The organism is Siphonobacter sp. SORGH_AS_0500 (assembly GCF_002838835.1).
In the GTDB taxonomy this organism is placed as follows: domain Bacteria; phylum Bacteroidota; class Bacteroidia; order Cytophagales; family Spirosomataceae; genus Siphonobacter.
In genome coordinates this window covers 269870-295687 of record NZ_NHPP01000006.1, presented here as the reverse complement: position 1 = coordinate 295687, position 25818 = coordinate 269870, and the positions used below count along the sequence as shown (strand labels likewise).

Genomic DNA, 25818 nt, shown 5'->3' with positions numbered 1-25818 from the left:
CACTATCTCATTCGACAGAAGCTCTCTCCCTTCGGTCGAGATGACAGGCCAGGGGGTGTTACTTTCCTTTTTACCTGTCCATTGATTCTTCCACTATCATTCAACCCTGCCAAAGACTGTTCTCTGAGTTTAATCTGATAGCTTCCTAAATTCATAGATTACCAATCTATACATAAAAACCTCCCCAAAGTTATTAACTTTGGGGAAGCTAACGGAGATGAAAACATCAGTTCTGATGGTCATCACTCACTACTTCATAATCTTCAATCGACTCTGTACCGAAACATTCCAGACGTCAAGTTCACCTTCCAGTTTTCGGACTAACTCTTCGGGAAATTTATTTTCTTTGATTAACTCGACCATTTGATTTCGCTGGAAGTTGATCACCTCCAGTTCTCCAAAAATATACTTTTTGAATTTCTCCCGTTTTTCTTTCAGCGAAGGTTCTACGCCATCCGTCGGAATGGACCCGTATAAATAACGAATCTGCTGTTCAAAACGATTCCGTAGTCCAGCACCAATTTCCTCCTGATCAATGAGTTTTGGCAGCTCCTGCTCAATAAATTGGATGGACGAGCGAGCCATATACAGACGAAGTTTTCGCTCCAGAGCAGCTTCCTTATCAGGGTCTTCACTGACTTTCAGTCGCTTCACAAAATAAGGCAAGGTAAGTCCCTGTAAAACGAGCGTTACCAGAATTACGATGAAGGTAATGAAGAGAATAATATTACGATTGGGAAAGGGCTCCCCATTTGCCAGGGTTAACGGCAAAGCCAGGGCCGTTGCTAAAGAAACCACGCCCCGCATGCCAGCCCAGCCAATGATGAATAACTCGCCCTTGCTTTGCTTGGCTCCGTTTCGATAACCAAACTCAAAGGGAAATTTGGCGATAACAAACAGCCAGGCCATACGAATAAAAATGGCCGCAGCACTTACTAATAAGCCATAAAGAATCAGGGTACCTAGCGATTGATTGGGAATATCTTGTAAAATCCAGGGGAGCTGTAGCCCAATTAAAATGAAAACGAATCCATTGAGCAGAAAGCCCAGCAATTCCCAGAAGTTATTACTCAGAATACGTCCCTGAAAAGAGAACACTTCCGACGAACGCCAGGAAACAAACAAGCCCGTCGCCACAACAGATAATACGCCTGATACCTTAATGTGTTCGGCAAAAAGGTAGGATACAAAGGGAATCATGATGTTCAGGCTGGCCTCAACTGTGGCGTTGCCCTGTACTTTCCGAAAAACCCAGACGAAGGCGTAACCAATGGCCAAACCGGCCAGAACGCCACCAATGGCTAGTATAAAAAACTGAATACTGGCCTGCCAGAGCACGAAGGTTCCACTAGCAACAGCCACTACGGCATACCTATACGCAATTAGGGCAGACGCGTCGTTCACCAGACTTTCGCCTTCCAGAATTGTTGTAGTTCGGCGGGGTAATCCTAATCCCTTGGTGGCACTGGTAGCGGCTACCGCATCGGGTGGCGAGACGATGGCTCCGAGCACAAAAGCCAGCGGCCAGCTAAAGCCGGGAATGCAGTAATGAGCCACAACGGCAATAACCGAGGTTGTTAAAAAAACTAACCCGATGGCTAATCTGGAAACGGGTTTTCGGTGGGTTTTCAGTTCCTGCCAGGAAATTTTCCAGCTGGCTTCGTATAGTAAAGGTGGCAGGAAGATTAGAAAGACGACGTCCGGCTCGAGGCGAACGTTAGGTAAACTAGGCGTAATTCCGACTAATAGTCCACCAATAACCAGCACAATTGGGTAAGGGACTTTCAGTTTGGGAGCCAGAGCTGACAGACCTGCCAGGATAGCCATTAAGATTAAGATAGGTTCAAGTATCTCCATGGAAACAAAAGGTAATCTGAAGGTATAAACTATTGGAAGGGTATTTATACAAGACCTGTCGTCACCTGAAAGTTCCGCATGTTTTTTACTTTACTACTTTTTATTGTGGTCTAAAGAAACAGACCTAAATGCTGGCAGAGTAACCTTAGTATAAATTGATACAATTATCAAAGCTGGCCTGCATTGTTAATGTAAACTGGTGAGAATAATTGGGTTGATGAGGTATGCTTTTCAGATTGATAACCTCCATTTGCAGATTATAGAGAAATGTAAGTAGGCATATTGTTGAAAAGGAAGCCTTACCCCTAAAGAGGTCTACGCTCTTTCGGATTTGTAATCCGAAAGCCCTCTGTAAGGGATTTATAATCCCTACGGTAACACTAACCGTCTCTTAACCCAGATGCGACTTCATCGCATCTCTACATGAATAATCGCCTGTTATTGGGGATTGTAAACTCAAAAACTTCGTCATGGTTGGTGTCTTCACCAACTACCAGGCTTTTAGTAATGGCTGGTGAGGACACCAGCCAAGGCGGAAGATTGGCGTATGGGCCCTTCCAACGTTTACCCCGGGTTTTACCCGGGGCTACCCCTATTGAACCCCTCCGGGGTTAGGGTCTCGATATCCAAACGTCTTGCCTACCTTTATAAGTTTTTCCTTCCCAAACTGAAAACTGAAAACTGAAAACTGAAAACTGAAAACTGAAAACTGAAAACTCAAAACTCAAAACTCAAAACTGAAAACCGTAGCGACGGTCGCTCAAAACTCTAAAGCGTAACCGTTCCAGCCACTACCTGATGATACGGCAGGCTCATTTTCCAGGTTTTGTTTTTATAACGACACAGGATGTTCTGGACTTTCCCTTCTTCCAGACCAGGACGATGGGCGGCTACTACTACTAACTTATTATCCAGCACTGCGGCTCGAACACCCATCGGATTGGGATCTTTATACATATAATCAAACCAACTGATGCCTAGTTTCTGAGCTTTCGCCTGCCAGTTTTCAATATCGTTGGTCCAGGTTTCGCCGTTGTCCAGTGAAAATTCGATGTGTAGGTTATACTCTGTTTTCGGATTTTCCCAGAACTTGTTAAACTGCGAAGCCCGCCACTTTCCTGCTTCCAGAGCATAATCAGCAGCATTTAAGTCTACGCCCGGATTCCAGTTACATAGCCCTCCACCCGAGCGGGCAGCTCCGCTTACTAGCATCAATAATGGTAAAGATTCACAGATGTGGGGAGCAATCATTTCCAATCCTCCCCCTTCGTAACGCGTCATTACCCAGCTGAAACCCCGGTAATTTTTATCAGCAGCATAAGGAGCTCTGGGATCAAGCCATTCCAGACATTTCTTTATGTGCAAACTGCTGCGTTTAGCGTAATCCTGAAAATTAGCATAGGGTTTTCCCTGCCCAATTAATACTTCCTCGTAATGGGCATAAGGCATCATCTCGAAGTAGGTAAATCCATTTTGCTTATACAGATTATAACGGGAAGTGCCGCCGATCTGGCCGTAAGGATTAGCAGGGTCGCCATTCCCTTCCGGGTACAGATTACCCATCCCTGAAGCATACATTCCAAATTCAACGTTAGGATGTTCCTGACGTAATAGCTTCACTCCTTCCGCCAAAACCTGATTGTTTTTCCAGGCTGCTGGAAAACCCTCTAAATCAAGATCGAACATGATTCTGGCGTTTCCCCACCCATAATTTTCCGCCCTTGAATACCACCAGCCCATGAGGTAGTTTTTCACATCAACGGGCGTCACCGTTACTGGATTCGTCCATAACCCGTGTAAGGCCCCCTGGCTTTTGCATAAATCATCATCACCTAGCATTTCATACAATCCAGTTCCCGGTGGGAGGGTCTTCAGAAACGCTCTGCCCTGAGCATTCGTAATCTGCTGATACGCCTCTTTTTCAACCAGTGTCCGAATGGGAAAAAAGGTATTTCCTTTTAATACAAACGCCCTTTGTTGGTCGATTTTATCCGGCGAGAGTTTCATGGCAGCCCAGAAAGAACCTTTGGGCATTTCGAAATCAGGAATTTCGGACAAACTTAGTTTCGTCAACCGCAGGGCATTGACGGGCTGAAAAGTAGCCGCTGTATACTGCGTAGTTTGCTCGGAAGAATTCGTACAGGTATCAACGCGGGGAGTTACTCCTAATAAAATAAATAAGGCTAATGAATGTATTTTCATGTAGTCAAGGAAGGTATGTTCGGTATAAGTTCAACGTACGAAACTTGCGATTTGTTGGTTCAACTCGCTTTTTCTGAATTTCCTTATCCGTTTTCATGCCAGACGACATCTTTAACCAGTGGAGAGGTCTGAATCTGACGAATCAACCCAAACATTTCCTGACCGGAAGCCAAGGTTTTGATTTTCAAATAAATAATTACCTCTTTCGACTTTCTCTCAGTGCTTAGGTAAGAAATCGTAACTCCCTGATCCGTTAGAACCTGTTGCAGTTGATCTAGTACTGCTGGCCCAGCTTCTGCTTTTATTTTGATCACCTGCTGGTGATGTTTGGTGAAGAATAGTTTTTGCAGAGGCTTTAATCCCAATAAAATAAACAGTATGGTAATAGTAGTTAGAAAAGCCGCGAAATACATGCCTCCTCCCGCAGCTAACCCTACCGCCGAAACGGTCCATAAGCCAGCCGCAGTAGTTAGCCCCCGTATAATTTCGTTTCTTAAAAACAGAATTGTACCTGCCCCAATGAAGCCAATCCCACTCACGACCTGAGCCGCCACCCGCGAAGGGTCCAGCGAAACGTGTTCAACACCCCGAACATCCTCAAAACCATACGTAGATACCATCATCGCCAGACAGGAACCTACGCAAACCATCATATGGGTGCGTAGGCCAGCAGTCCATTCTTTGCGTTCGCGTTCCATTCCTACCAATCCACCACACAAAGCTGCCACGGCAATGCGTGTAACTACGGTTGTCCATTCGATCATAATAGCTCTGATTTTACAGAAAGAACGGAAAAGATCAGACCAGTAATGGCTTAGCTTTACTGGATTATCCCAATTGAGTAAAAAAGGTTCATGTTTCCCAGACGCTAGTGCTGCCAGTGAAAAAACTGGCCGGGCTACGCTTGTCTTTTTAATGTAACCCCACTTAAGATACCTATGACAATGAATGAAATGTTAACCAAGTTCAACTCCCTTAGAAACTAGTGCTGCCAGCGAAAAAGCTGGCAGTGGGCATAGGGAAACTATTAACCTTAAGATTACTTTCTGACTTCAAAAAAGTCGCCCTTATTCCAGGTTGGTCGGACTGGGTTTTGAGCAATTTGGTAACTAACCAGAAAATTAACCTGCACGTATGTAACTCCGGCTGACCATACAAACGAATCGTTTAGATTGTCAGAAACTTTGTGGTAATGGGCATCCCGCCAGATTCTCACCTTCTCAGCCAGATTCAAAGCCGGATTTGCTTTCGCATAACCGTATTTAATGTGTAAAGCCGGAATACCTGCTTTCACGAAATTATACTGATCACTCCGCACAAAGCGACCCTCGCTGGGATCAGGATCGGTTTCTACCTGTAAATGCAGAGCCTGGGCGGCGTTTTCTACAGTTGTTAACAGGCTACTATGTTCAGCTCCCAACGGAGCAACCGATTCCAGTGGAGCTAATAGCGTAGGCATATCGGTGTTAATATCTGCTACGATTTGTTTTTGGGGAACAGTTGGAAAAGCCGTAAAATACCCCGAGCCCAGCAAGCCCATTTCTTCGGCGGTTACCATCAAAAACAACAATGAACGCTTGGGCTTTTCCTTCAGATTCGCATACATTCGGGCAATTTCCAGGGCACAGGCTACGCCCGAAGCATTGTCGTGAGCCCCATTGTAAATGGAATCGCCGTTAACGGGTTTTCCTACCCCAAGGTGATCCAGGTGGGCAGAATGAATGACATATTCTTTCTTCAACTTCGCGTCAGAACCTTCAATTTTCCCGATGACATTGTAACTCAGCAGATTAGTAAATTTGCTCTCATAATGCCCTTTCACTTTACTTTTTAGCGGTCGACTTACGTATTCGCCCCGTTCCAATTTTAGCCAGAGTTCATCCAGAGCAATGTTTTCGGCCTGCATGAGTTGCTGCAAAGCCTGCACGGAAAGGCCCCCTGCTACCTGAATTTTTCCTCCCAAAGCAGCCGCCGAACTTACCCGTTCGCCGGATTTTGAAACCGATGCATTGATGCCATTCAGGCTATAATTCGTTGCTGACGTTTTAAAAACGACCGGGTTGTTCGTGTAGTTACAAACCAGCACACCAATAGCTCCGTGTTTGGCTGCAAAGGCCTGAGCCGTAGCCGGATAATTCAGGTGAAGTTTCACGTTGGCCGCCGCATCTTCCGGAATTTTACGCAAAACGACGACGATTTTTCCTTTCACATCAATATTCCGGTAATCTTCAAAATTGATTTGTGGTGTATCAAAACCCGCCCCAACGAAAACCAGTGGAGCATTGAAGTCTACGGATTCTTTTTCGGGATGTGGCGTGAACACATAATCAACGCCCCATTGCCATTGTTTCTCCTCGCCCGAAGGCAAAGTCAGGGTTAAGGCCGCCGTGGCAGGGTTAATTTTTGAGTTTCGCAGGTACACTTCCTGAAGATATCCGCCTTTCTCTCCAGCGGGCTGTAAACCCATCTTTTTATACTGCTCTACGACATAATCAACGGCCATTTTATACCCAGGCGAACCGGCCTTCCGGCCCAGCAATTGATCGTCAGCTAAGTAGGCGACATGAGCTTTAATCCGGTTGGAATCAACACTGGAAAGATCATTTAAAATAGGTTCAGGAATCTGGGCGGAAGCCGTCAGCGAAAGAACGCAGCTGAACAGCCCAACGATTTTTTTAATCATGCGTGATAAAGTGCTTGAGTGGAAATCTAAACAAAGCGGAAAAGGCAAGATACAAAAAGCCCCGCATATAGCCGAAGCACTGGGTTTGGGGCATAAAAAAGCCGCCCGTCGTTCGTGACGACGGGCGGCTTTGCCTGTATAGGAGATCAACCCTTCTTTCTAGTTCATCAACTCCGTATAGAGTGAATAAAACTTGTCTGACATTTCTTCCTGTTCTTCGGGTAACTCTACCTTCTTCTCAGGATTATCGTTCAGGATTTGATTAACGCTTTCGCTGTAATCTTCAACGGCTTTAATTACTACATCAGCGTATTGAACTCCGATTTTAATAAAGCCATCGTAATCTAAAGAACTAAGACTTAAAAGCATGTCGTCATTAATGTCGAGTGCTTTTACTTTGTCGAGTAATTCTTCGGTAAATTTATAATTGAATGAATTATTATAAACCGAGAACACTGACTTGGTATCTTTGAACATCGGATCTTTCCGATACGTTGTTTTCAGATACAGGGGAATCAGAGCCGTCATCCAGTCATTACAGTGAACAATATCGGGTGACCAGCCTAATTTACGAACCGTTTCAATGACGCCTTTGCAAAAGAAAATGGCACGTTCGTCGTTATCTTCGTAGAATTTCTCATCTTTATCGAAGAACACTGATTTCCGGTGGAAATAGTCTTCGTTATCAATAAAGTAGACCTGCAACTTGGCACTTGGTACGGACGCTACTTTGATCACCAGTGGTTTTTCATCGTCGCCTACCGAAATATTGATCCCGGAGAGACGAACGACTTCATGAAGGCGATTTTTACGCTCATTGATCAGTCCAAAACGAGGAACCAGTATTCGGATTTCCATGCCCCGCTCCTGCATAGCCTGGGGAAGTTTTCGCACGTATTCGGCAACGTCTGTGATTTGAAGAAAGGGATTGATCTCACTGGCAACGTACAAAATCCGGAGTTTACTCATGGGGCTTCAAGAGTTTACGAAATGGGTAAGGATATTCCAAATTCGCTTGCAAAAATATAAAAAAAACGCCTAAAATCCATGAATTAATTTATAAAAAACTATACTTGCAAGTTTTTGACGAGCTGAACTTTTGTACCCTGTTCATGAGTTCACTTCTTCATTAAACCTGACTCTCAGGACTTCAGGCATACGCACTTTTGAAATTTATTGCAGTCCATGCATCTTTTTACTACTATTGCCGAGTTACGTTCCTTTCTCGCCCAGCAGCCCCAATCCATCGGATTTGTGCCCACCATGGGAGCTCTACACGAAGGACATTTACAATTAATCCGAAAAGCCCGAGCGGAAAATGAACGGGTGGTTTGTAGCATTTTTGTAAACCCCATTCAGTTTAATAACGCTGACGATTTAGCCCGTTACCCCCGCACTCTGGAGCAGGATTCTGCCTTGCTGGAAGCCGCCGGATGCGATGTCATTTTCGCTCCCTCAGCCGAGGAAATGTATCCCTCCGCTCCAGTTATGACTTTTGACTTTGGTCCGCTGGAACGAGTGCTGGAAGGGGCCTTTCGCCCCGGTCACTTCAATGGCGTAGGCATTGTGGTTTCCAAACTTTTCCACCTGGTGCAACCTACGCGGGCGTATTTTGGGCAGAAGGATTTGCAGCAATGTCTCATCGTTCGTCGGCTGATTAATGACCTGAGTTTCCCGATTGAGTTAATCATTGCTCCTACCGTTCGGGAAGCTGACGGATTGGCCATGTCTTCCCGCAACCGCAACTTAACGCAAGAAGAAAGGGCTTTGGCTCCGTTCATTCAGGCGGAATTACAAAACGCCAAACGTGCCCTGGAGGCCGGACTGAGCGTATCCCAGGTAAAAGCAGCCTTACTTCACGCTTTTACCGAGCAGCCCGCATTTAGTCTGGAATATTTTGAAGTAGCCAATATCGAAAACTTACTTCCGCTGGAAGTTTATACTCCTGGACAACCCGCTGCGTTGTGTCTGGCAGCACACTTGGGGAAAGTTCGACTGATTGATAATGTATTAGTAAATGCCTAATACGAAGTAAGCCCGGCACTTTTGTGGAGTGCCGGGCTTTGATTTTTAAACAGAACTCTTTTTAAAATTACTTCGCAAACCAGAGTTTAAGTTGCATGGTATTACCTCCTCCCATGCTAGCTAAAGCCGCTTTCATATTGGCACCGTTTAGGTTCTCTTCCGAAGAAGGATAAGGTAAACGTGTAGGGATCATGTTGCTGTTGTAATTAATGGCAGGAGCCTTGAGAGCTGGAACGCCCGTTCGACGAAATTCCGTCCAGGCTTCTATACCCTGACCGAACAAAGCAATCCACTTTTGCTCTAAAACCTGATTGATTGCCTGATTAGTATCAGAGCTCAAGGTAGTAGTATAGGTGGAAGGGATGCTCAACCCATACTGATCCATAGAGGCTTTGATTCCCGCCGCATAGTTTGTTTCAGCAGTTCCGGCAGCCGTCACACCCCGTAGAGCTGCTTCGGCCTTAATGAAATTCAATTCAGCAAAGGTCATGAGAACCGAAGGCGAAGTGGCCGCTACAAAATAATCCCCTACTTTAGAAGTCTTGGCTAACCCAAGTGCCCCGGCTTCCGTATTAGATAAGCCATTGGGAACGCCCACATAAGCTCCGTTGACTTTATTGGCGTAAACCGCCAGACGAGGATCATTCAGAGCTTGCAGTTTATCCGTGAGTGTTTTCGAAACCCGATGATCATCTCTGGTTTTACGGTTCTGATTGATCGGGTTGTTGTTGGGAGCATCCGTTAGATACACCAGTTTCGCATTATCACTCACCGCAGTCATCACCGGATACTTCGTGGGGTCACTCAAGATGCGGGTCATTTCAGCTTTTACATCAATAGGAGCATCCGACTTGGCAAGCATCCGGTTCAATAAACGCAAGCTCAGGGAGTTGGCAAATTTTTTCCATTTGGTCATGTCTCCTCCGTAGATTAAATCTGCGGCGGTGTTCACCGTTTTGGTATTAATTAACTCACTGGCGGTTTTTAAATCTTTCACTAATCCCGCGTAGACATCTTTCTGAGCGTCGTATTTAGGGTAAGTGGTACCCTTGGTGCCTTTCAATGCTTCCGAGTAAGGAATGTCGCCGTAAATATCCGTTAACTGGGAAAAGAAATATGACCGCATGATTAAACCAATGGCCTGATAATTTTCATTCCCACCCGCTTTACCCAAGTCAATAATCTTCTCGAAATCAGCATTCGCTTCAATATACAGGTTTTGCCAGGGCGTGTCTTGTACATCCGTAGTGAAGTTGTACTGATCAATTTCCGTATACTGAATACGAGCCCAGTGCTGAGACCATCCCGATCCTACGTCCTGTCCGAGTGATCCACCCCAAATCGTATTCACGCCTACGCGAATCCCGTGTGGCATCAACAATTCGGGTGGTAAAGAAGTAGGATCATTAGGGTTGGTATTGATTAGATCAAAGTTTTTTTCGCAACCGCTTGCCAGAAATAACCCTGCTATTAAGGCCGCTGAGTACGAAAGTCTATGGAAAAATTTCATATAAATACGATGTTTCGAGTACTGTTAATTCGAATAAGTTCCCAGTATTTCCTGATTTTGAAATACGTTTTCTCCCTTTTACAAACCGAATCCGACATTGAATCCAATGCTCCGGGCTGAAGGCAGGTTACCATTCTCGAAGCCCTGAACGTTTCCGTCTCCGTAATAGCTGGTTTCAGGATCAATGTGTGGTACGTTACTGTACAACAGAGCGAGATTTCGTCCTACTGCCGATACTGTAATGTTACGGAAGGGTGTTTTGCTAACCCAACGGCTAGGAATGGTGTAGCTTATCCGCAGTTCACGCCACTTTACGTAACTGGCGTCAAACATGTAGTTCTCGTTATTATTGCGATTATAGAAATTGTGGTAATAGTTTTCGGGAAGTACGACTGCCTTCGTATTCTTGGTATAAGTGGTTGAGCCGTCTGCATTCTTGGTTTCAGTAACCCCAGGAGCTACGATATTACCTGTTTCTCTGCCGGGTAAGGTTTCTTTCAGCACACCTGTGTAACGACCAATGTTAATCCCCTGCGAGAAAATCTGACCGCCGAAACGCATGTCGAACAGGGTGCTAACCGAGAAGTTTTTGTAAGTAATGGCCGTTTGAAGACCTCCCGTCCATTTAGGCATAATGTTGCCAATTACTTTGCGGTCGGAAGACATAACAGGATAACCACTAGCATCGATAATGGCCTGTCCGTCAGGAGCACGACGTGTATAGGTACCGTAGAAATTTCCGTATGCATACCCAGGACGAGCTTCCAGAATGACATTACGCAACAAAGATCCGGTGTTGATTTGGTAGCTGCTAAGCCCCCCTAAATCCACTACTTCAGAGCGGTTACGGGCATAGTTCACGGTTACATCCCAGCGAAAACCGTTGTCCAGCTTAATCGGTGAAGCAGAGAGTTCAACTTCAATACCTGAGTTACGAATCTTTCCACCGTTAATTACCGTGTTGTAGTAGCCAGAGCTTTGAGGAACGTTCGCCCGTAAAATCTGGTCAGACGTAGACTTATCGTAATAGGTAATTTCTAGGTTGATTAAGTTCTTAAACAAACGGGTTTCAATCCCAGCCTCAAAAGCCTTCGTCATTTCTGGCTTAAGATTACTGTTATAGATTAAGTTGTTTTCTGAGAAAGTAGTAACTGAACCCCAGGCGTCTTCAGCCTGGTATACCTGCTGGGTTGCATAAGGATCCGTGTCGTTTCCTACTTGAGCCCAACCGGCACGAGCCTTCAGATAAGACAACACTGGAGACTGCAAATTGAGAGCATCCGTCAGGACCGCACTTCCAGAAATGGAAGGATAGAAATAGCTAGGATTGGCGGGTAATGTGGAAGACCAGTCATTACGGGCCGTCAGATCCATAAACAGGTAATCGCGGAAGGAGAAACTAGCTTGTCCGTAGACAGAGTTAACCACTTTCTTCGTGTTACGATTGTAAACGTTTGGACGTACCGCAGAGTTGGCAATGTTGTACAGGTTAGGAATTCTTAACTCAGGAGCCTGTAAATAATCCCGCTGGAAATAATTGTAACGATGGTTCCCTCCGACACTGACCGTAGCCTGAAAATCACCGAATTTACGATCACCCGTCACTAAGAAATCCGTGTTCGTTTCCTGAACGTATACATTATCCTCCGCAAATTCACCGTTAACCAGTCCTACTCCCTTCGCACGTTTAGTGATGCGTCGATCCATCCCGAAATCAGTACCCGAACGACCCATTACTTTAAGCCAGGGTAATAACTGATACGTTAACTGCACGTTCCCTACCACTCGATCCTTATCGTTGGCATACGTCTGACGATTTAAAACGTAATAGGGGTTATTCCAGTAATTGGAGTTCCAGTTTCGTTGTACAGGCCATTGGCTGGGATCTGTTCCCGGCACCACATCCTGCTTCAGGTCTTCCAGATCTACCTGACGGCCAAACCAGATCCAGTAGAGATTGAGGTTCTGACGGTTATCCGACCCGTCTTTGATGTAGTTTACGGCAGCTCTGGCGTGTAGTTTCGGAGTCAGATTATAGCCCGCGTTAAATGACAGGTTTTTCCGCTTGTAATTGGTGTTGGGGTACATCCCCTTTTGATACAAATTGGTAAAAGATAAGCGAAAATCCCCTTTATCACTGCCACCTGTGATGGCTACGTTATTGGTTGTGGTTAAACCCGTTTCATGGAAATTCTTTACGTTATCAGGATGAGCTACCCAGGGAGTTGGAATACGTTTACCCGTTGCCGGATCAATAGGTGAATTAAACTGAGCAATGAGTCGCCCGTCCATTTTAGGACCCCAGCTTTCATCTACGCCATCATTTATTCCACCACCTTTGCCGTCTACATATTCAAAAACGCCGCCGCCGTAGGTTCCATCGGAATTTAATTTACCAAATCCCTGTCCATACTCATTTTGCCAGTCCGGGAGGCGAAACGGACGATCAAATGTCACGTTGGAATTTACTGAGATACCAATTCCTTTGGAGCCTTTTCCTGATTTGGTAGTAATCAAAATAACTCCATTCGCAGCCCGCGATCCATACAAAGCCGCCGCATTTGCTCCTTTCAGTACAGAAATATTATCAATGTCATCAGGGTTAATGGCAGAAGCTCCGTTTCCGTAGTCTACCGTTACGTTATTCGTATTAGTAGCTGAAGCATTAGCGGCTGTATTGTAGCTTCCATTATCAATGGGAATACCATCCACCACAAACAAAGGCTGGTTATTACCACCAATGGAGTTCGCTCCGCGTATCATAATCCGGGAAGAGGCTCCAGGCTGGCCATTCGAGTTTGTAACCTGAATACCCGCAATTTTCCCCGAAAGAGCATTGACCAGGTTGGTAGGCCGGGCCTGCGTAATTTCTGAGTTCTTTAAATCCTGAACATTATAGCCTAAGGCCTTTTTATCTCGCTCAATACCCAAAGCGGTTACCACTACCTCGCTTAAACTGCTGGCACTCATTTGCAGCGAGACATTTAGCTCACTTTCGTTACCCAGATTAACTTCTTTCGTAACAAAACCTACATAACTAAAAACTAGAACACTACCAGATCCCACGTTGAGCTGATAGGCCCCGTTTCCATTGGTCGTGGTGCCTTTGTTCGTTCCTTTCACCGAGATGGAAACTCCGGGCAACGGCTGACCATCTTCTATCGAAGTAACCAGCCCGGTCAGTTGCCGATCCTGAGCGGATACTTGCAACCAGAGATTAGTCAGCAGAAATAATAAAAAAGATAAACGTTTCTTCATAAGTATATGCTACTCGTTTATAAGTGGAAAATAAGGAGTCAGCCCACTTCTCACCTGAGAAGCAGAATCAGAAAATCAAAGCAGAAAAAGAGAAGAAGCCTAACTTAGAAGAGGCAGAGAATTAATATAAAATTGTTGCATAATTTTGGTTAAAACTAAATGGAAGAAAGACGTTGCGACTACAAACACATCCGAATGCAAGTCAATATTACAACAACATCATCTATTTTCAAATAATATTTCAGTAAATATTGATTTTCATTACATATAACACAGAATAAATACGTTTACACAGAATAAAAATCTAAAATGAACATATATAGTTACACATTATTCTAATCCATTAATTTATATTTTTAAACCTCTTTTTAGAATAATTGTATAATTATTTAAACATATGCATCATTTAAAAACCAATCTAAAGGCATTTTTTAAATTAAAAGCAATAATACAGACCTATAGAAACCTAACAACCAAAACGCATAAACAACAAAAAAAGCCTTTCTGGCTTAGAAAGGCTTTCCACTTAGTAAATAGTTATTGTATCATACAGTTAATTCACGGAACAGTGCTTCCAGCGATTTTCCCGTTTGTTTCAACGATTCAATGGTATCGTTCGCCACTAGTTTTCCGCGTTTCAGGATAATGGCCCGGTCACAGATGGCTTCTACTTCCTGCATGATATGCGTTGAAAATAATACCGTTTTTTCCTGACCAATAGCCTTGATAACCGACCTGATCTCCACGAGCTGATTCGGGTCTAGCCCCGTCGTGGGCTCATCCAGAATCAATACCTGCGGATTGTGTACCAGAGCCTGAGCCAGCCCTACCCGTTGTCGATAGCCTTTCGAGAGCTGCCCGATGCGTTTATGCTGCTCCTGCCCCAGGCCTACCTGCTCAATTACGTCTTTTACCCGGTGCGTCAGTACCTCCCCTTTCAATCCGTACATTTCGCCAACAAATCGCAGAAACTCTTTTACGTACATGTCCAGGTACAGCGGATTATGCTCGGGCAGGTATCCCAAATGCTTCCGAACGTCCATTGAATGCTGCGTAACGTCATAGCCCGCCACTTCCACCGTTCCACTGGTAGGGTGCAGATAACCCGTAGCAATTTTCATAGTTGTGGATTTTCCAGCTCCGTTAGGGCCCAGAAAACCGACGATTTCGCCCGGCTTCACTTCAAAACTGAGCTGATCCACTGCTTTTTGCGGACCGTATATTTTGGTTAGATCTTTGACAAGAATAGACACGCGAGAAGGCTCTAGTAAATGGAATGTTCTCTAAATCAATTAAGGATGCAAAGTAAAACGCGAAGCCTGGAAAAACTGATATATCTTTCCACAATTCCCAGAATCTCGGCATTTCGTCGACCTCCAGTCTTGAATGCTTAACGGGATTACCTATTTTTACCTGAATATTCACTTCGTCGCGAGCAATTTTCTACTTTTTCTGGAAAGAATAGGTTCATTTTCAGACCCTAAGGCATTGAAACAGTCGAGTGCTCCCATATACCTTATCACGAAACACCTTTAGCAGCCGTGGCCAACGACTCCCTTTTTCGTAAAAAATCAATTCAACAAGTTCTGAACAACGACGCCACGGGCGAGTCACACGGCTTGACCAAAATCCTCGGTGTTCGGGATTTAACCTCGCTGGGAATTGCGGCTATTATCGGAGCCGGGATTTTCAGTACCATCGGTCGAGCCAGTTTTGACGGCGGCCCTGCCGTTTCCTTACTTTTCGTCTTTACCGCGATTGCCTGCGTTTTTACGGCTTTAAGTTACGCTCAGTTTGCCTCGACCGTTCCGGTTTCGGGCAGTGCTTATACGTACGCTTATGTGTCTTTCGGTGAAATTTTCGCCTGGATTATCGGCTGGGCGTTGATTCTGGAATACGCCGTTTCCAACATGGTAGTTGCCATTTCCTGGTCGGAATATTTTACTTCCATGCTGGCGGGCTTCGGTCTTCATCTTCCTGACTGGTTGACCTCCAATCCCTTCTCGGCCAGCGAGGCAGCTCAGGCTTCGGCCCCTACCCTGGGCGGCATAAAGCTGATTCTGGACCTTCCCGCTGGTCTGATTACCGTCTTGGTTACCGCTCTGGTTTACATCGGTATTAAGGAATCCAAGAACGTGAGTAATATGCTTGTAGCTCTGAAAATGGCGGTTATTCTACTGGTCATCGGAGCCGGAGCTTTTTATGTAAAACCCGAAAACTGGTCGCCCTTTGCCCCGAACGGCGTGGGTGGTGTGCTTAGCGGAGTAGCCGCCGTTTTCTTCGCTTTCATCGGATTTGACTCGATCTCAACCACCGCCGAAGAATGTAAAAATCCCCAACGCGACATGCCGCGGGCGATGATCTACTGTCTGATTATCTGTACGATTATGTACGTCTTGATCACGCTGGTGTTAACGGGAATGGTGCATTATAAAGAATTGAACGTTGACGATCCACTGGCGTATGTTTTCCATAAAGTAGGTTTTGATTTCATCGCCGGGGTTATCTCCGTATCAGCAGTAATTGCCATTACCAGTGCATTATTAGTGTATCAGTTAGGTCAGCCCCGTATCTGGATGACGATGAGCCGCGATGGACTGTTATGGCCCATGTTCTCCAGAATTCACCCCAAATTTCATACGCCTTCGTTTGCTACGATTGTAACCGGTTTTGTGGTTGCCATTCCTTCCATGTTTTTCGACATGGGTTTCTTCATTGACCTGACCAGCGTGGGTACGTTCTTCGCGTTTATCCTGGTTTGTGGCGGGGTATTGTACATGGATTATCAGGGCTTAAGCACATATTCCAAGTTTCGAGTGCCTTACGTGAACGGGAAATTTATCGTAGGAATTGGCTTTGTAATTGCCCTGGCCTTTGCCATTTACTCGGGTCATTTTGTACTGGCGATGGAAGAGAAACCGCTGTTATTCGTATTCTGGCTGGTTTTTGCTACGCTTTCGGTGATGAGTTACCGTTATAACTTTTCATTACTTCCCGTTTTAGGCATTCTTACCAACCTCTACCTGATGACCGAACTCGGCATTCTGAACTGGGGGGCGTTTGTGGCCTGGCTTATTATTGGTCTGGTGATTTACTTTAGTTATGGCCGTCAGCATTCAAAACTGGCGAAGTAATTTTTATTCTTTCCCTATAACGCTGAACGTATGATTCGTCGCTTGCTTCTGATTACGTCTATTCTTGGGTATTCCAGCTTTGCCTGGGCTCAAAAGAAAATTCATCATTCAGAAATGGCCCCTGCCCCCATCGGTCCTTACAGCCAGGCTGTGGAAGCCAATGGTCTAGTGTTCGTTGCCGGACAAATCGGAATTCACCCGAACACTAAAAAGCTGGTAACGGGTGGCGTAGAAGCCGAAGTTCCTCAGATTATGGAGAACATTTTAGCCATTCTCAAAGCCGCCCACCTGGATTATACAACATTGTTAATACGACCATCTACGTCAAGGATTTGTCCGATTTTCAACGAATCAACACACTTTACGGAAAGTACTTCCAAAGTAATTATCCCGCTCGTACCACCGTCGGTGTGTCTGATTTACCTGCCGGAGCAAATGTAGAAATTACGGTTATCGCTGCCCGAATGAAATAAAAGAGGTCACAAAAAAAGACGGCTGGGATCTAGCCAGTCGTCTTTTTTATAATTTATAAGTTTCTTTCTTTCGGCTAAGGCCAAAAGCCTTTCCTAACCGTTAAGAAGTTTCCAATCGTTAAAGAACTTATCTCCCGAAACACTCATCGGTAAGCTAGGCTTACGAAGAACTTTGGTGTTTCGAACTGGTTTAAAAACTAAACCAAGTTTGATAAATAAGCGACGAGTAGCGAAGGAATAATTCATGGCTTTTACGGTATTGAATGGTTATAATATCAATGAACGTCTTTAGCTCGTCTGATAGTATTCTTCACATAACTAAAATACTATGCCAAAGCTCTTTTTATCGACGAAAAACCATAAAAAAAGTCTGACCCTCACGAGTCAGACTTTTTTATGGTAGCTCCCTCAGGGATTAATCATTACGGCGACCACCCATTAACAAGCTAACATAGTACAGTAAAGTGGCCAAAGAACCAATGGCAGCTACTACATAGGTGCGAGCCGCCCATTTCAGGGCATCCGCCGCCATCGTGTGTTCCCGAGGAGTTACTGTCCCGGTGCGTTCAATCCAGGCCAAAGCCCGGTTCGATGCATCGTACTCAACGGGAAGAGTAATGAAGCTAAACAGCGTGGTGGCTGCGAATAAAGCTACCCCAATAGCTAACGGAATGGGTGTGGTATTGAGTAAAAAAATACCCGCCAAAATGATCCATTGCATCCAACTGGAAGCAATACTCAGGAAAGGTACCATTGAACTTCGGAATTGAAGCCAACTATAAGCCGTTGCGTGCTGTACAGCGTGACCGCATTCGTGAGCAGCTACGGCGGCGGCAGAAACGCTTCTTCCGTAATAAACGTCATTACTCAAATTTACCGTTTTATCGGCGGGGTTGTAGTGATCCGTCAACTGTCCTTCTACGGATAACACCCGAACATCGTAAATGCCGTTATCATGCAGCATTTTTTCAGCAATTTCTTTTCCTGAAAGGCCATTAGCCAATCCTACCTGAGAGTATTCCGTGAATTTACTTCGCAGTCGCCAACTCACTAACGAACTGACAATCATCACGACTATACCAATTAAATATGCTCCTGCCATAGTTATAGTGATTTATTAACTTGCTTTGCTTGAGTTTGAGGGTTTGATTTTGGTTGAAGTTTGAGTGGTTTGATTCTAATGTAACAACGTTTGAATCAATCACAGAAAGTTAGCCAACTAGATTATACTTTCTCCAACTATATCCAACCCGGGATTCTATCAAACTTCTTCAAACTCATCAAAAGTTATTCTTGATTTTCTCAATTAACGAAGAAGTCGAAAAACCTTGTACTAGGGGTATCGTTTTCACTTCTCCTCCATTACTTAACACAAAATCCGAACCAACGATAGTTTCTACGCTGTAATCGTCGCCTTTGACCAAAATGTCAGGATTAATGGCCTCAATCAGCTCTTTTGGCGTGGGTTCATCAAACAAAATGACAGTATCCACAAAAGCCAGAGAAGCAATCAACCGGGCACGGGCATACTCATTAACTACTGGACGAAGTGGTCCCTTGATTCGGGAAACCGATGCATCGGTGTTTAATCCCAGTACCAGACGATCCCCCAGATTGCGGGCTTTTTCCAGGTAATCCACATGGCCCAAATGAACGATATCGAAGCAACCGTTAGTAAAGACAATTTTCTGGCCGCTCGTTTTCCACTCTACTAACTGGGGAATGGCTTCGGCAACGGTTTTAATCTTGGAAGCGGTATTCATAAGGCTTGCTTTCTATGGACAATACTCGTGGATTAAATCACGATTCTGATTCCTTAATTAACTCTATAATAACTATTCCTCAGCAATTGTTTTCGGGCTAGACCGCGTTAAAAGCGATACAACCAGGAACACTAAGCCAATCGCCAGGGTGCTGATCATTTGCGAACTTTGGATAAAGGTAGCCAGAGTACCGCTGTCAGCTTCGGGTATTTGATAGATGGAATGCAAGGCAAAAGCTACAAACGCATTAAACGAACCCACGCCGCCGGGTGTAGGCAAAATCATGGCTAAGGCTCCGGTCGTTAACGTAGTTAGGGCGACCAGCGGCGACAGATCAGCAAACTTGGGAATGGCGAAAAACAAAACGTAACCCATCAGCCAGTACATGCCCCAGATCATGCAGGTATAAAACAGAAACCAGCCCGGCTGACGGAGATTGCGGATGCTTAATAACCCCGATAACAGCCCTTGGCCTGCCTTGGCAAGTTTCTGAACAACAGCCAGTTGAAGCAGACGTTCCCAAAGAAAGAAGACGGCTATTCCTCCCATCACAACGATTCCTAATACAATCCAGATCAACACCGGCACGCCCGAATCCGATTCTGGAGTAGACGAAGTTGCCCCCTGAATGAATGTCAGTAATCGGTTAAAGTCCAGCAGGAGATTCAGGCCTAGTAATAAAAAGAGAGAAACCACGTCGAAAATCCGTTCGGTAACGACCGTTCCCAAAGACTTTTCAATGGGAATACCATCGCTTTTGTAGAGCGAACTGCAACGGGTTACTTCACCCAGACGAGGGACGAGGTTATTCGCAAAATACCCCAGCCAGACAGCCGTATTGGTGTGAAAGAACGAAGGTGTATACCCCATGGGTTCCAGCAGAATACGCCAACGGGCAGCCCGGCTACCGTGGGCCACAAAGGTTAGTAGAATCATTAATCCAACCCAGCGAAAATCGGCCTGCGAAACATCCGCCCAAAGCTGCTGCGGGTTAATGGTGCCGGAGTGAATGGCAAACCAGATCAAGCCCACAGCCAGGCCTACAAATACTAAATATTGAAGTGCTTTCTTCATTGTTCTTAATTACTATCGACAGGTTCCGGCAAAAATAAACGAGGTGACCCGTTTCCGAATCACCTCGCCCTAAAACTCTTGCGGTCTTTTCATGATCAGAAGAAAAGATTCTTCGCTGAAAAGCTCCTTTTTATTTAACCAAACGATTGTTAGCATCTGGGAATACCACCGTTGGCTTATGCACTTTTGCTTCTTCGGGCGTCATCAGAGCATAAGCCATGATGATAATAATATCTCCCACCTGGGCCCGTCGAGCAGCGGCTCCGTTGAGACAAATGGTCCCACTTCCTCGTTCGCCAACAATGACGTATGTCTCAAAACGCTCGCCATTGTTGTTATTAACAATCTGTACTTTTTCGTTTTCCAGCAGGTTAGCAGCCTCCATTAAATCCTGGTCAATGGTAATGCTACCTACGTAATTCAGCTCCGCCTGCGTTACCCGAACGCGGTGAAGCTTTGATTTCATAATAGTCAGGAACATTCGTGTGTATTGTTTCCAAACCCCCAAACGCGTCAGGGGCCGGCAAAGTTCGGTAAAGTTTTTCAGGAATAGTCATTCGCCTAAAGAAAAGACCTTATCCACTTTGATTCAGTCAAATTAATATCAAATAGAACCTATTTATAAAAAGTCCATTCATTAACCCTTCTAAAACCTATTTTAAATCACTGATACCAAATATTATTCTGCATTATCTTCTTAAAACAGATCTATTATTTCAGGAAGTTCTTAAACAGCCAGATTATAACCAAATCCTACTTCGTACTTAGCGTAGGCATAGAAAAATTATTATTATTTGTGCAAACGGTTGTTCATCCCATAACAAACGTTTGCACATTCATAGAAGCTGCTTTTCGCCGTTTCTGAGCTCTCAGAGCCTATTGCATTCCGTCTTTTGCTTCGTAATTTCATAGCAGAAACACCTGACAATTGCCATTCATTTGCTTTGTTATTAATAAAACTAATGCGGGAAATTACTCTACTCTAAACCTTATTTAATTAGTACCGGAGATACACATAGAACTTTGCTCTGATGGGTATCTCCGCTTTCACCCTGGTGCTGACTGTCTGCAGCATTCACGCCTCCGTACTTGAAATGTACCATTACCAAGCCCATCCAGAAGTGTGCTTAAGGGGAAGATTATATCCCAATTTTTCTGATTGTTCTATTCACTGATCTACTTAAAACCATGAAACAATTCTCCCTTGTTTTACTTGGGCTGATGATAAGTCTGTGCAGTTACGCTCAGCAGTTATCACTCTCAGGAACCGTTCGTGACGATACCGGACAGCCTTTACCGGGTGTAAATATTCTGGTTCGGGGCACCACGCAGGGTACAACGACTAACGCCAACGGTCAGTTTACGCTTCAGGTCAGTTCGGCAGCTACGCTGGAATTCAGCTCGGTGGGTTACCAGACGTTGTCTGTAGCAGTCGAAAATCGCACTTCGCTGGACATTTCCCTGCAAAAATCAGATACGCAACTGAATGAAGTTGTGGTAATGGGGTATAGCTCCACGACGCAGAAAAACATGACGGGTTCGGCTCAGGCGATCACGCCCAAGAACCTGAAAGATGTAACGGCCAACAGCGTTTCACAGATGCTACAGGGAAAAGCCGCGGGAGTGCAGGTGGGAACTAACTCGGGGGATCCACGAAGTGCTCCCAAGATCATCATCCGCGGGGTGGGGACGCTTACGGCCAGCTCTGACCCCTTATACGTGGTAGACGGCGTTATCGGTGGCATTCCGAACCCGAGTGATATTGAATCCATTACGGTCCTGAAAGATGCTTCCGCCACCGCTTTGTACGGAGCAAGAGCTTCCAATGGCGTCATTGTTGTAACTACCCGTCGCGGGGCAGCGGGAAAAACAAAAGTAACCGCCCGCTTCAATAAAGGCGTGGGTCAGTTGAGTCTGGGAAATTTCCGGTTGATGAATGGCCCGGAATTATATGCTCTGCAAAAACAGGCTTTTGAACGCGACCGCCCCGGTCAGAATGTGAATGACTTCTTGCCTACTCCCGAAGCCAATGCGAATACCAACTGGTTTGATCAGGCTTTTCGGACGGCTTCTAATACGTTAGCCGAACTCAACGCCTCGGGCGGATCAGAAAAGAGTCGATTTTTTGTGAGTGGTAACTATTATCAGGAAGAAGGTATTCTGAAAGAAACGGGTCTGGATCGTTTCGGAGCACGGCTGAACTTCAACCATGACGTAACCCATAAACTGCATTTCACCGTTAATGCCGCCGGAACGTATACCCGTGGGTACGACAACAGCGGTGGTTCGCTGTACGGAGCATACACGTATTTGCCTTACGACGATCCTTATTACGAAGGTCAGCCTTATAATCCTATAACCGGGGCCAAACGCTGGTACGGACGCGACAACGCTAACTTCATTTATAACCAGCAGTTTGAAAAATTCAATGAAAACACCCTGGCAGGCGATCTGCTTTTCAAAGCTGAATATGAATTATTACCCTGGCTAACGCTTTCTACAACCAATCGGGCCCAGACCAGCATTTATTACAGTGAAAGTAGCCAGGATGCCCGTGGCAATAGTGCTGCCGACGTGCAGGGCCGTCTGAGTCAGTTCAATAGTCGGAATTACACGTTATTAACCTCCAATTTATTACGCTTCAAACATGAGTTTGCGGGTGGTCACAGCCTCGACGGACTGGCGGGTTATGAATACCAAACCTATTATTACCAATCGCTCGGAGCAACGGGTAAGGGTATTTACTCGGGTCTCGACATTCTGGATGCGACCTCCCAGCCCGAAAGCATCGAAGGAACTAAGACCGATAACGCCTTTTCCTCCTATCTTTTTCAGGCTAATTACGGGTACAACGACAAATATATCGTAACGACCTCTTTCCGGCGGGACGGTTCTTCCAAGTTTGGCCGAAGTAAGAAATTCGGGAATTTCTACGCCGTCGGCTTAACCTGGAACGCCAGTAACGAGGCTTTTCTAAGTAATAATCAAACCATTAGCTTACTGAAATTTCGGGCAAGTTATGGAACCACGGGTAACGCCGACGGTATCAGTGACTATGCCGCTCAGGGTTTATATGATCTGACGGATCAATACGCGGGCGTTCCTTCAGCTTATCCTATTCGCATCGAAAATCCGAATCTTTCCTGGGAAGTCTCCAATAACGCTAACCTGGGGGTAGATCTAACGCTATGGAAACTCCTTTCGATCACCGCCGATGTCTATAACCGACTGACCAATAATCTTTTATTTAATCGGCCTTTGCAGGGAACCAGTGGTTATGCCTACATCACCGAAAACATCGGAGCCGTTCGTAACCGGGGTCTGGAGCTCGTTCTTTCGGGCGACATTATCCAGAAAAAGGATTTTAAATGGCTCATGGAAGTAAACGCAGGCATGAATCGCAATGAGTTAACAGAGCTTTACGGCGATCGCACGTTCGTTGCGAATGGCTTACGCCCCTTTGCTCTGCATCAGCCGCTGAATAGCTGGTACACCCGTCGCTGGCTCGGCGTGGATTCACAAACGGGTAGCCCCACCTGGGAAAAACGAAATACGGACGGTAGTACCAGCTCTACCACAAACTATAACGAAGCCACCCTGCAATTCATCGGCACGAATGCGAACCCCAAACTATTTGGCGGGATTCGGGAAGTTCTTACCTGGAAAAATCTGGAGCTGAACGTCTTCTTTACTTACTCAACCGGAGCCATGATTTACAACGGCGACCGCCAGTTATTCGACAGTGACGGAGCTTATGATCGGTACAGCCTGATGGCTTTATCGAACGGATGGTCCCGCTGGCAACAACCGGGCGATGTCGCTACGCATCCTAAATACGTGCTGGGTGGTAATAATAACTCGCAGCGACCTTCTTCGCGGTTTATTGAAAGTGGTAATTACCTGCGGTTACGTAACATTAGCCTGAGTTACGATTTCCCGTCAGAACTCATGCAGAAGGCCAAACTGGCGGGTCTTCGCCTGACGGCCTCGGCGGATAACTTATTTACCCTCACGAAATTTTCAGGAATTGATCCTGACGTTCCCGGCATGGGCGAAGTAGGGACGAAATATCCCTTCAGCAAAAAGTTTGTCTTTGGTGTTCAACTTAGTTTCTAATTCAGCGATGAAGACTTTTCATACCTTACGAATCTTCCCTCTTTGTCTGGTCCTGCTGAGTTCGTGCAGCATTGACAAAAAGCCTTACGACGGCCTTTCAGAGTCGGAGTTATTAACCAACACCCAAGGCTTGCGGGCCGCTACGGATGGTAACTATTCCATCATCAAGCAACAGGACTATACCCGAAACCTGTACATTATGAATGAGTATCAGGGGGATAATATTACGCTCAGCGGAACAACGACGGATCCTTTATTTCTGACTTACACGTATCGGCATACTTCTGATCAGGCGAATGCCTTACAAATTTACCGGAAAGCCTATGCCGCCATTATTGGCTGCAATAAAGTTATCACAGCGGTTCGCGAAGGGCAATCGACGGAAACGGATCAAATTCTTGGGGAGAATCTTTTTCTGCGGGCCATGATTCATTTCGACCTGGTACGGCTTTTCGGAAGACCTTATACCCAAAGTCCCGAAAGTAATCCCGGAGTTATTATTAAAACGGATTTAACGCCGGATGATAACGCCAGCCGGGCTACGGTAAAGGAAGTATACGACTTCATTGTAACGGACCTCAAGAAAGCGGCAACGCTAATGACGGTTGATAAAACCAGTAGTTATGCTTCGGCAGCAGTAGCTCACGCCTTATTATCAAGGGTTTATTTGTATCAAAACCAAAACGATCTGGCTATTCAGGAAGCGGATTTAGTCATTAACAGCGGACGATATACCTTGGCTACGCCCACGCAGGTTCCTGATTATTATACCCTTGAAAATCAGCAAAATCCAGAAACTATTTTTGCGATTACGCATACGCTGAAGGATGATCGAACCTGGAGTGCCATCGGTTCGATGTATTATACCTCCCCGGGCGGCGTAGGCTGGGGAGAGGTATATGCCTCACAGGCGTATCAGGATTTGATTAATCAATTTTCTAATGATAAACGTCGTTCGTTTCTGGTTCGGAAGTTAACTTCTACGGGTGCTCAGGAAAAGCGAAATGGGATTGATAAGGTTTACATTACCAAGTTTTCCAATCAGGGCGGCATTCCGACTTTAAGTTCTCCCGTAGTGTTACGTTTATCGGAAATGTATCTCAATCGAGCCGAAGCGTACGCAAAAAAGGGCAGAATGAACAGGCCATTGCAGACGTTAATAAAATCCGCACGCGGGCGGGGCTGACGGGTAATGAGCTTTTTACGACTGGTAATCTGAAAGGCTTAGCTACCGTTCTGGACGTCGTATTGCAGGAACGTCGGTTAGAACTTGCTTTTGAAGGACATCGGGCTTTTGATTTGTATCGCAATAACCGAAGTTTGGTGCGGAATTATCCAGGGTATCACAACACCCAAACCGGCCAGCAAACGATTCCTCCCACGGATAAACAGGTAGTGCATTTAATTCCTGAATCAGAAATCGTATTGAACCCGAATCTGAAGCAAAATCCATTATAGTTGTTAGTCTTCGGTTGTTAGTTTTCCGTTTTCTTTACCCTTAACAATCGACCTGGCCGCTGGCAGTATAAGCAGGATGACACTAAGTAACTGCTGCCAGCAAAAAAAGCTGGCAGCGGCAGCGAAGAGATAGACTTGATTTTAAGATCATTTTCTACTGTTCTCTATTTCTTTGCCATAAACTCTCGGTCTATCCGCTGCCAACGTGGCCCGGCCAGCTTTTCGCTGGCAGCATAAGCTGGAAGGTAAGCAAGTCATTGCTGCC

Annotated in this window: 15 protein-coding genes and 2 pseudogenes; 5 read left to right on the top strand and 12 right to left on the bottom strand. The window is 45.4% G+C overall.

From position 1 onward, the window contains the following. Nucleotides 1–249 precede the first annotated feature (249 nt). From BWI96_RS09235 to BWI96_RS09215, 5 genes are all read right to left on the bottom strand, one after another. On the bottom strand, nucleotides 250–1857 hold the full coding sequence (locus BWI96_RS09235; protein WP_106636352.1) for a Na+/H+ antiporter: 1608 nt from the start codon (nucleotides 1855–1857) through the stop codon (nucleotides 250–252). A gap of 768 nt (nucleotides 1858–2625) precedes the next feature. Continuing rightward, nucleotides 2626–4059 carry a hypothetical protein gene (locus tag BWI96_RS09230; RefSeq protein WP_106636351.1) on the bottom strand — a complete coding sequence of 478 codons (1434 nt, stop codon included), beginning with the start codon at nucleotides 4057–4059 and terminating at the stop codon, nucleotides 2626–2628. An 83-nt stretch (nucleotides 4060–4142) separates the two neighbouring features. After that, nucleotides 4143–4823, bottom strand: a complete 681-nt coding sequence (locus tag BWI96_RS09225) for an MgtC/SapB family protein (protein ID WP_106636350.1) — start codon at nucleotides 4821–4823, stop codon at nucleotides 4143–4145. Between the two features lie 275 nt (nucleotides 4824–5098). Then, the gene (locus tag BWI96_RS09220; protein ID WP_106636349.1) at nucleotides 5099–6742 is read right to left on the bottom strand and encodes a M20/M25/M40 family metallo-hydrolase; all 1644 of its coding nucleotides are present in this window, start codon (nucleotides 6740–6742) and stop codon (nucleotides 5099–5101) included. 159 nt (nucleotides 6743–6901) lie between these two features. After that, nucleotides 6902–7711, bottom strand: a complete 810-nt coding sequence (locus BWI96_RS09215; RefSeq protein WP_106636348.1) for a glycogen/starch synthase — start codon at nucleotides 7709–7711, stop codon at nucleotides 6902–6904. Nucleotides 7712–7927: 216 nt separating this feature from the next. Between BWI96_RS09215 and panC the strand changes: the two genes are divergently transcribed. After that, a complete protein-coding gene (panC, locus tag BWI96_RS09210; RefSeq protein WP_106636347.1) occupies nucleotides 7928–8767 on the top strand; it encodes a pantoate--beta-alanine ligase in 840 nt (279 codons plus the stop codon). 67 nt (nucleotides 8768–8834) lie between these two features. Here panC and BWI96_RS09205 read toward each other — a convergent pair whose 3' ends face one another. The 3 genes from BWI96_RS09205 to gldA all read right to left on the bottom strand — a co-directional run bounded on the left by BWI96_RS09205 (nucleotide 8835) and on the right by gldA (nucleotide 14788). Further along, on the bottom strand, nucleotides 8835–10277 hold the full coding sequence (locus BWI96_RS09205) for a SusD/RagB family nutrient-binding outer membrane lipoprotein (protein WP_106636346.1): 1443 nt from the start codon (nucleotides 10275–10277) through the stop codon (nucleotides 8835–8837). Between the two features lie 78 nt (nucleotides 10278–10355). Beyond that, a complete protein-coding gene (locus BWI96_RS09200; protein ID WP_106636345.1) occupies nucleotides 10356–13535 on the bottom strand; it encodes a SusC/RagA family TonB-linked outer membrane protein in 3180 nt (1059 codons plus the stop codon). A 545-nt stretch (nucleotides 13536–14080) separates the two neighbouring features. After that, complete coding sequence (gldA, locus tag BWI96_RS09195; RefSeq protein ID WP_106636344.1) at nucleotides 14081–14788, bottom strand: gliding motility-associated ABC transporter ATP-binding subunit GldA; 708 nt, start codon at nucleotides 14786–14788, stop codon at nucleotides 14081–14083. A gap of 288 nt (nucleotides 14789–15076) precedes the next feature. Here gldA and BWI96_RS09190 point away from each other — a divergent pair, with 288 nt between their 5' ends. Further along, on the top strand, nucleotides 15077–16669 hold the full coding sequence (locus BWI96_RS09190) for an amino acid permease (protein WP_106636343.1): 1593 nt from the start codon (nucleotides 15077–15079) through the stop codon (nucleotides 16667–16669). Between the two features lie 30 nt (nucleotides 16670–16699). Further along, a pseudogene (locus BWI96_RS09185) lies at nucleotides 16700–17142 on the top strand (Rid family detoxifying hydrolase). Between the two features lie 415 nt (nucleotides 17143–17557). Here BWI96_RS09185 and BWI96_RS09180 read toward each other — a convergent pair. The 4 genes from BWI96_RS09180 to panD form a co-directional block, all read right to left on the bottom strand. Next, the gene (locus BWI96_RS09180) at nucleotides 17558–18244 is read right to left on the bottom strand and encodes a zinc metallopeptidase (protein ID WP_106636342.1); all 687 of its coding nucleotides are present in this window, start codon (nucleotides 18242–18244) and stop codon (nucleotides 17558–17560) included. Between the two features lie 178 nt (nucleotides 18245–18422). Beyond that, nucleotides 18423–18905, bottom strand: coding sequence for a D-glycero-beta-D-manno-heptose 1-phosphate adenylyltransferase (gene rfaE2 / locus BWI96_RS09175; RefSeq protein WP_106636341.1), 483 nt, complete (start codon nucleotides 18903–18905; stop codon nucleotides 18423–18425). 72 nt (nucleotides 18906–18977) lie between these two features. Beyond that, nucleotides 18978–19979, bottom strand: coding sequence for a lysylphosphatidylglycerol synthase transmembrane domain-containing protein (locus BWI96_RS09170; RefSeq protein WP_106636340.1), 1002 nt, complete (start codon nucleotides 19977–19979; stop codon nucleotides 18978–18980). 130 nt (nucleotides 19980–20109) lie between these two features. Next, nucleotides 20110–20460 (bottom strand): aspartate 1-decarboxylase, encoded by a 351-nt coding sequence (panD, locus tag BWI96_RS09165; RefSeq protein ID WP_106636339.1) that lies wholly within the window; start codon nucleotides 20458–20460, stop codon nucleotides 20110–20112. A gap of 707 nt (nucleotides 20461–21167) precedes the next feature. Between panD and BWI96_RS09160 the strand changes: the two genes are divergently transcribed. Next, on the top strand, nucleotides 21168–24095 hold the full coding sequence (locus BWI96_RS09160) for a TonB-dependent receptor (protein ID WP_106636338.1): 2928 nt from the start codon (nucleotides 21168–21170) through the stop codon (nucleotides 24093–24095). A 7-nt stretch (nucleotides 24096–24102) separates the two neighbouring features. Next, nucleotides 24103–25553 (top strand): annotated as a pseudogene (locus tag BWI96_RS09155) (RagB/SusD family nutrient uptake outer membrane protein). Nucleotides 25554–25818 lie beyond the last annotated feature (265 nt).

Coding starts and splice junctions, on each gene's coding strand:
- BWI96_RS09200 (WP_106636345.1), bottom strand. CDS start 13,535: ATGAAGAAACGTTTATCTTTTTTATTATTTCTGCTGACTAATCTCTGG.
- BWI96_RS09235 (WP_106636352.1), bottom strand. CDS start 1,857: ATGGAGATACTTGAACCTATCTTAATCTTAATGGCTATCCTGGCAGGT.
- BWI96_RS09220 (WP_106636349.1), bottom strand. CDS start 6,742: ATGATTAAAAAAATCGTTGGGCTGTTCAGCTGCGTTCTTTCGCTGACG.
- BWI96_RS09160 (WP_106636338.1), top strand. CDS start 21,168: ATGAAACAATTCTCCCTTGTTTTACTTGGGCTGATGATAAGTCTGTGC.
- BWI96_RS09230 (WP_106636351.1), bottom strand. CDS start 4,059: ATGAAAATACATTCATTAGCCTTATTTATTTTATTAGGAGTAACTCCC.
- rfaE2 (WP_106636341.1), bottom strand. CDS start 18,905: ATGAATACCGCTTCCAAGATTAAAACCGTTGCCGAAGCCATTCCCCAG.
- BWI96_RS09215 (WP_106636348.1), bottom strand. CDS start 7,711: ATGAGTAAACTCCGGATTTTGTACGTTGCCAGTGAGATCAATCCCTTT.
- panC (WP_106636347.1), top strand. CDS start 7,928: ATGCATCTTTTTACTACTATTGCCGAGTTACGTTCCTTTCTCGCCCAG.
- BWI96_RS09225 (WP_106636350.1), bottom strand. CDS start 4,823: ATGATCGAATGGACAACCGTAGTTACACGCATTGCCGTGGCAGCTTTG.
- BWI96_RS09180 (WP_106636342.1), bottom strand. CDS start 18,244: ATGGCAGGAGCATATTTAATTGGTATAGTCGTGATGATTGTCAGTTCG.
- BWI96_RS09205 (WP_106636346.1), bottom strand. CDS start 10,277: ATGAAATTTTTCCATAGACTTTCGTACTCAGCGGCCTTAATAGCAGGG.
- BWI96_RS09170 (WP_106636340.1), bottom strand. CDS start 19,979: ATGAAGAAAGCACTTCAATATTTAGTATTTGTAGGCCTGGCTGTGGGC.
- panD (WP_106636339.1), bottom strand. CDS start 20,460: ATGTTCCTGACTATTATGAAATCAAAGCTTCACCGCGTTCGGGTAACG.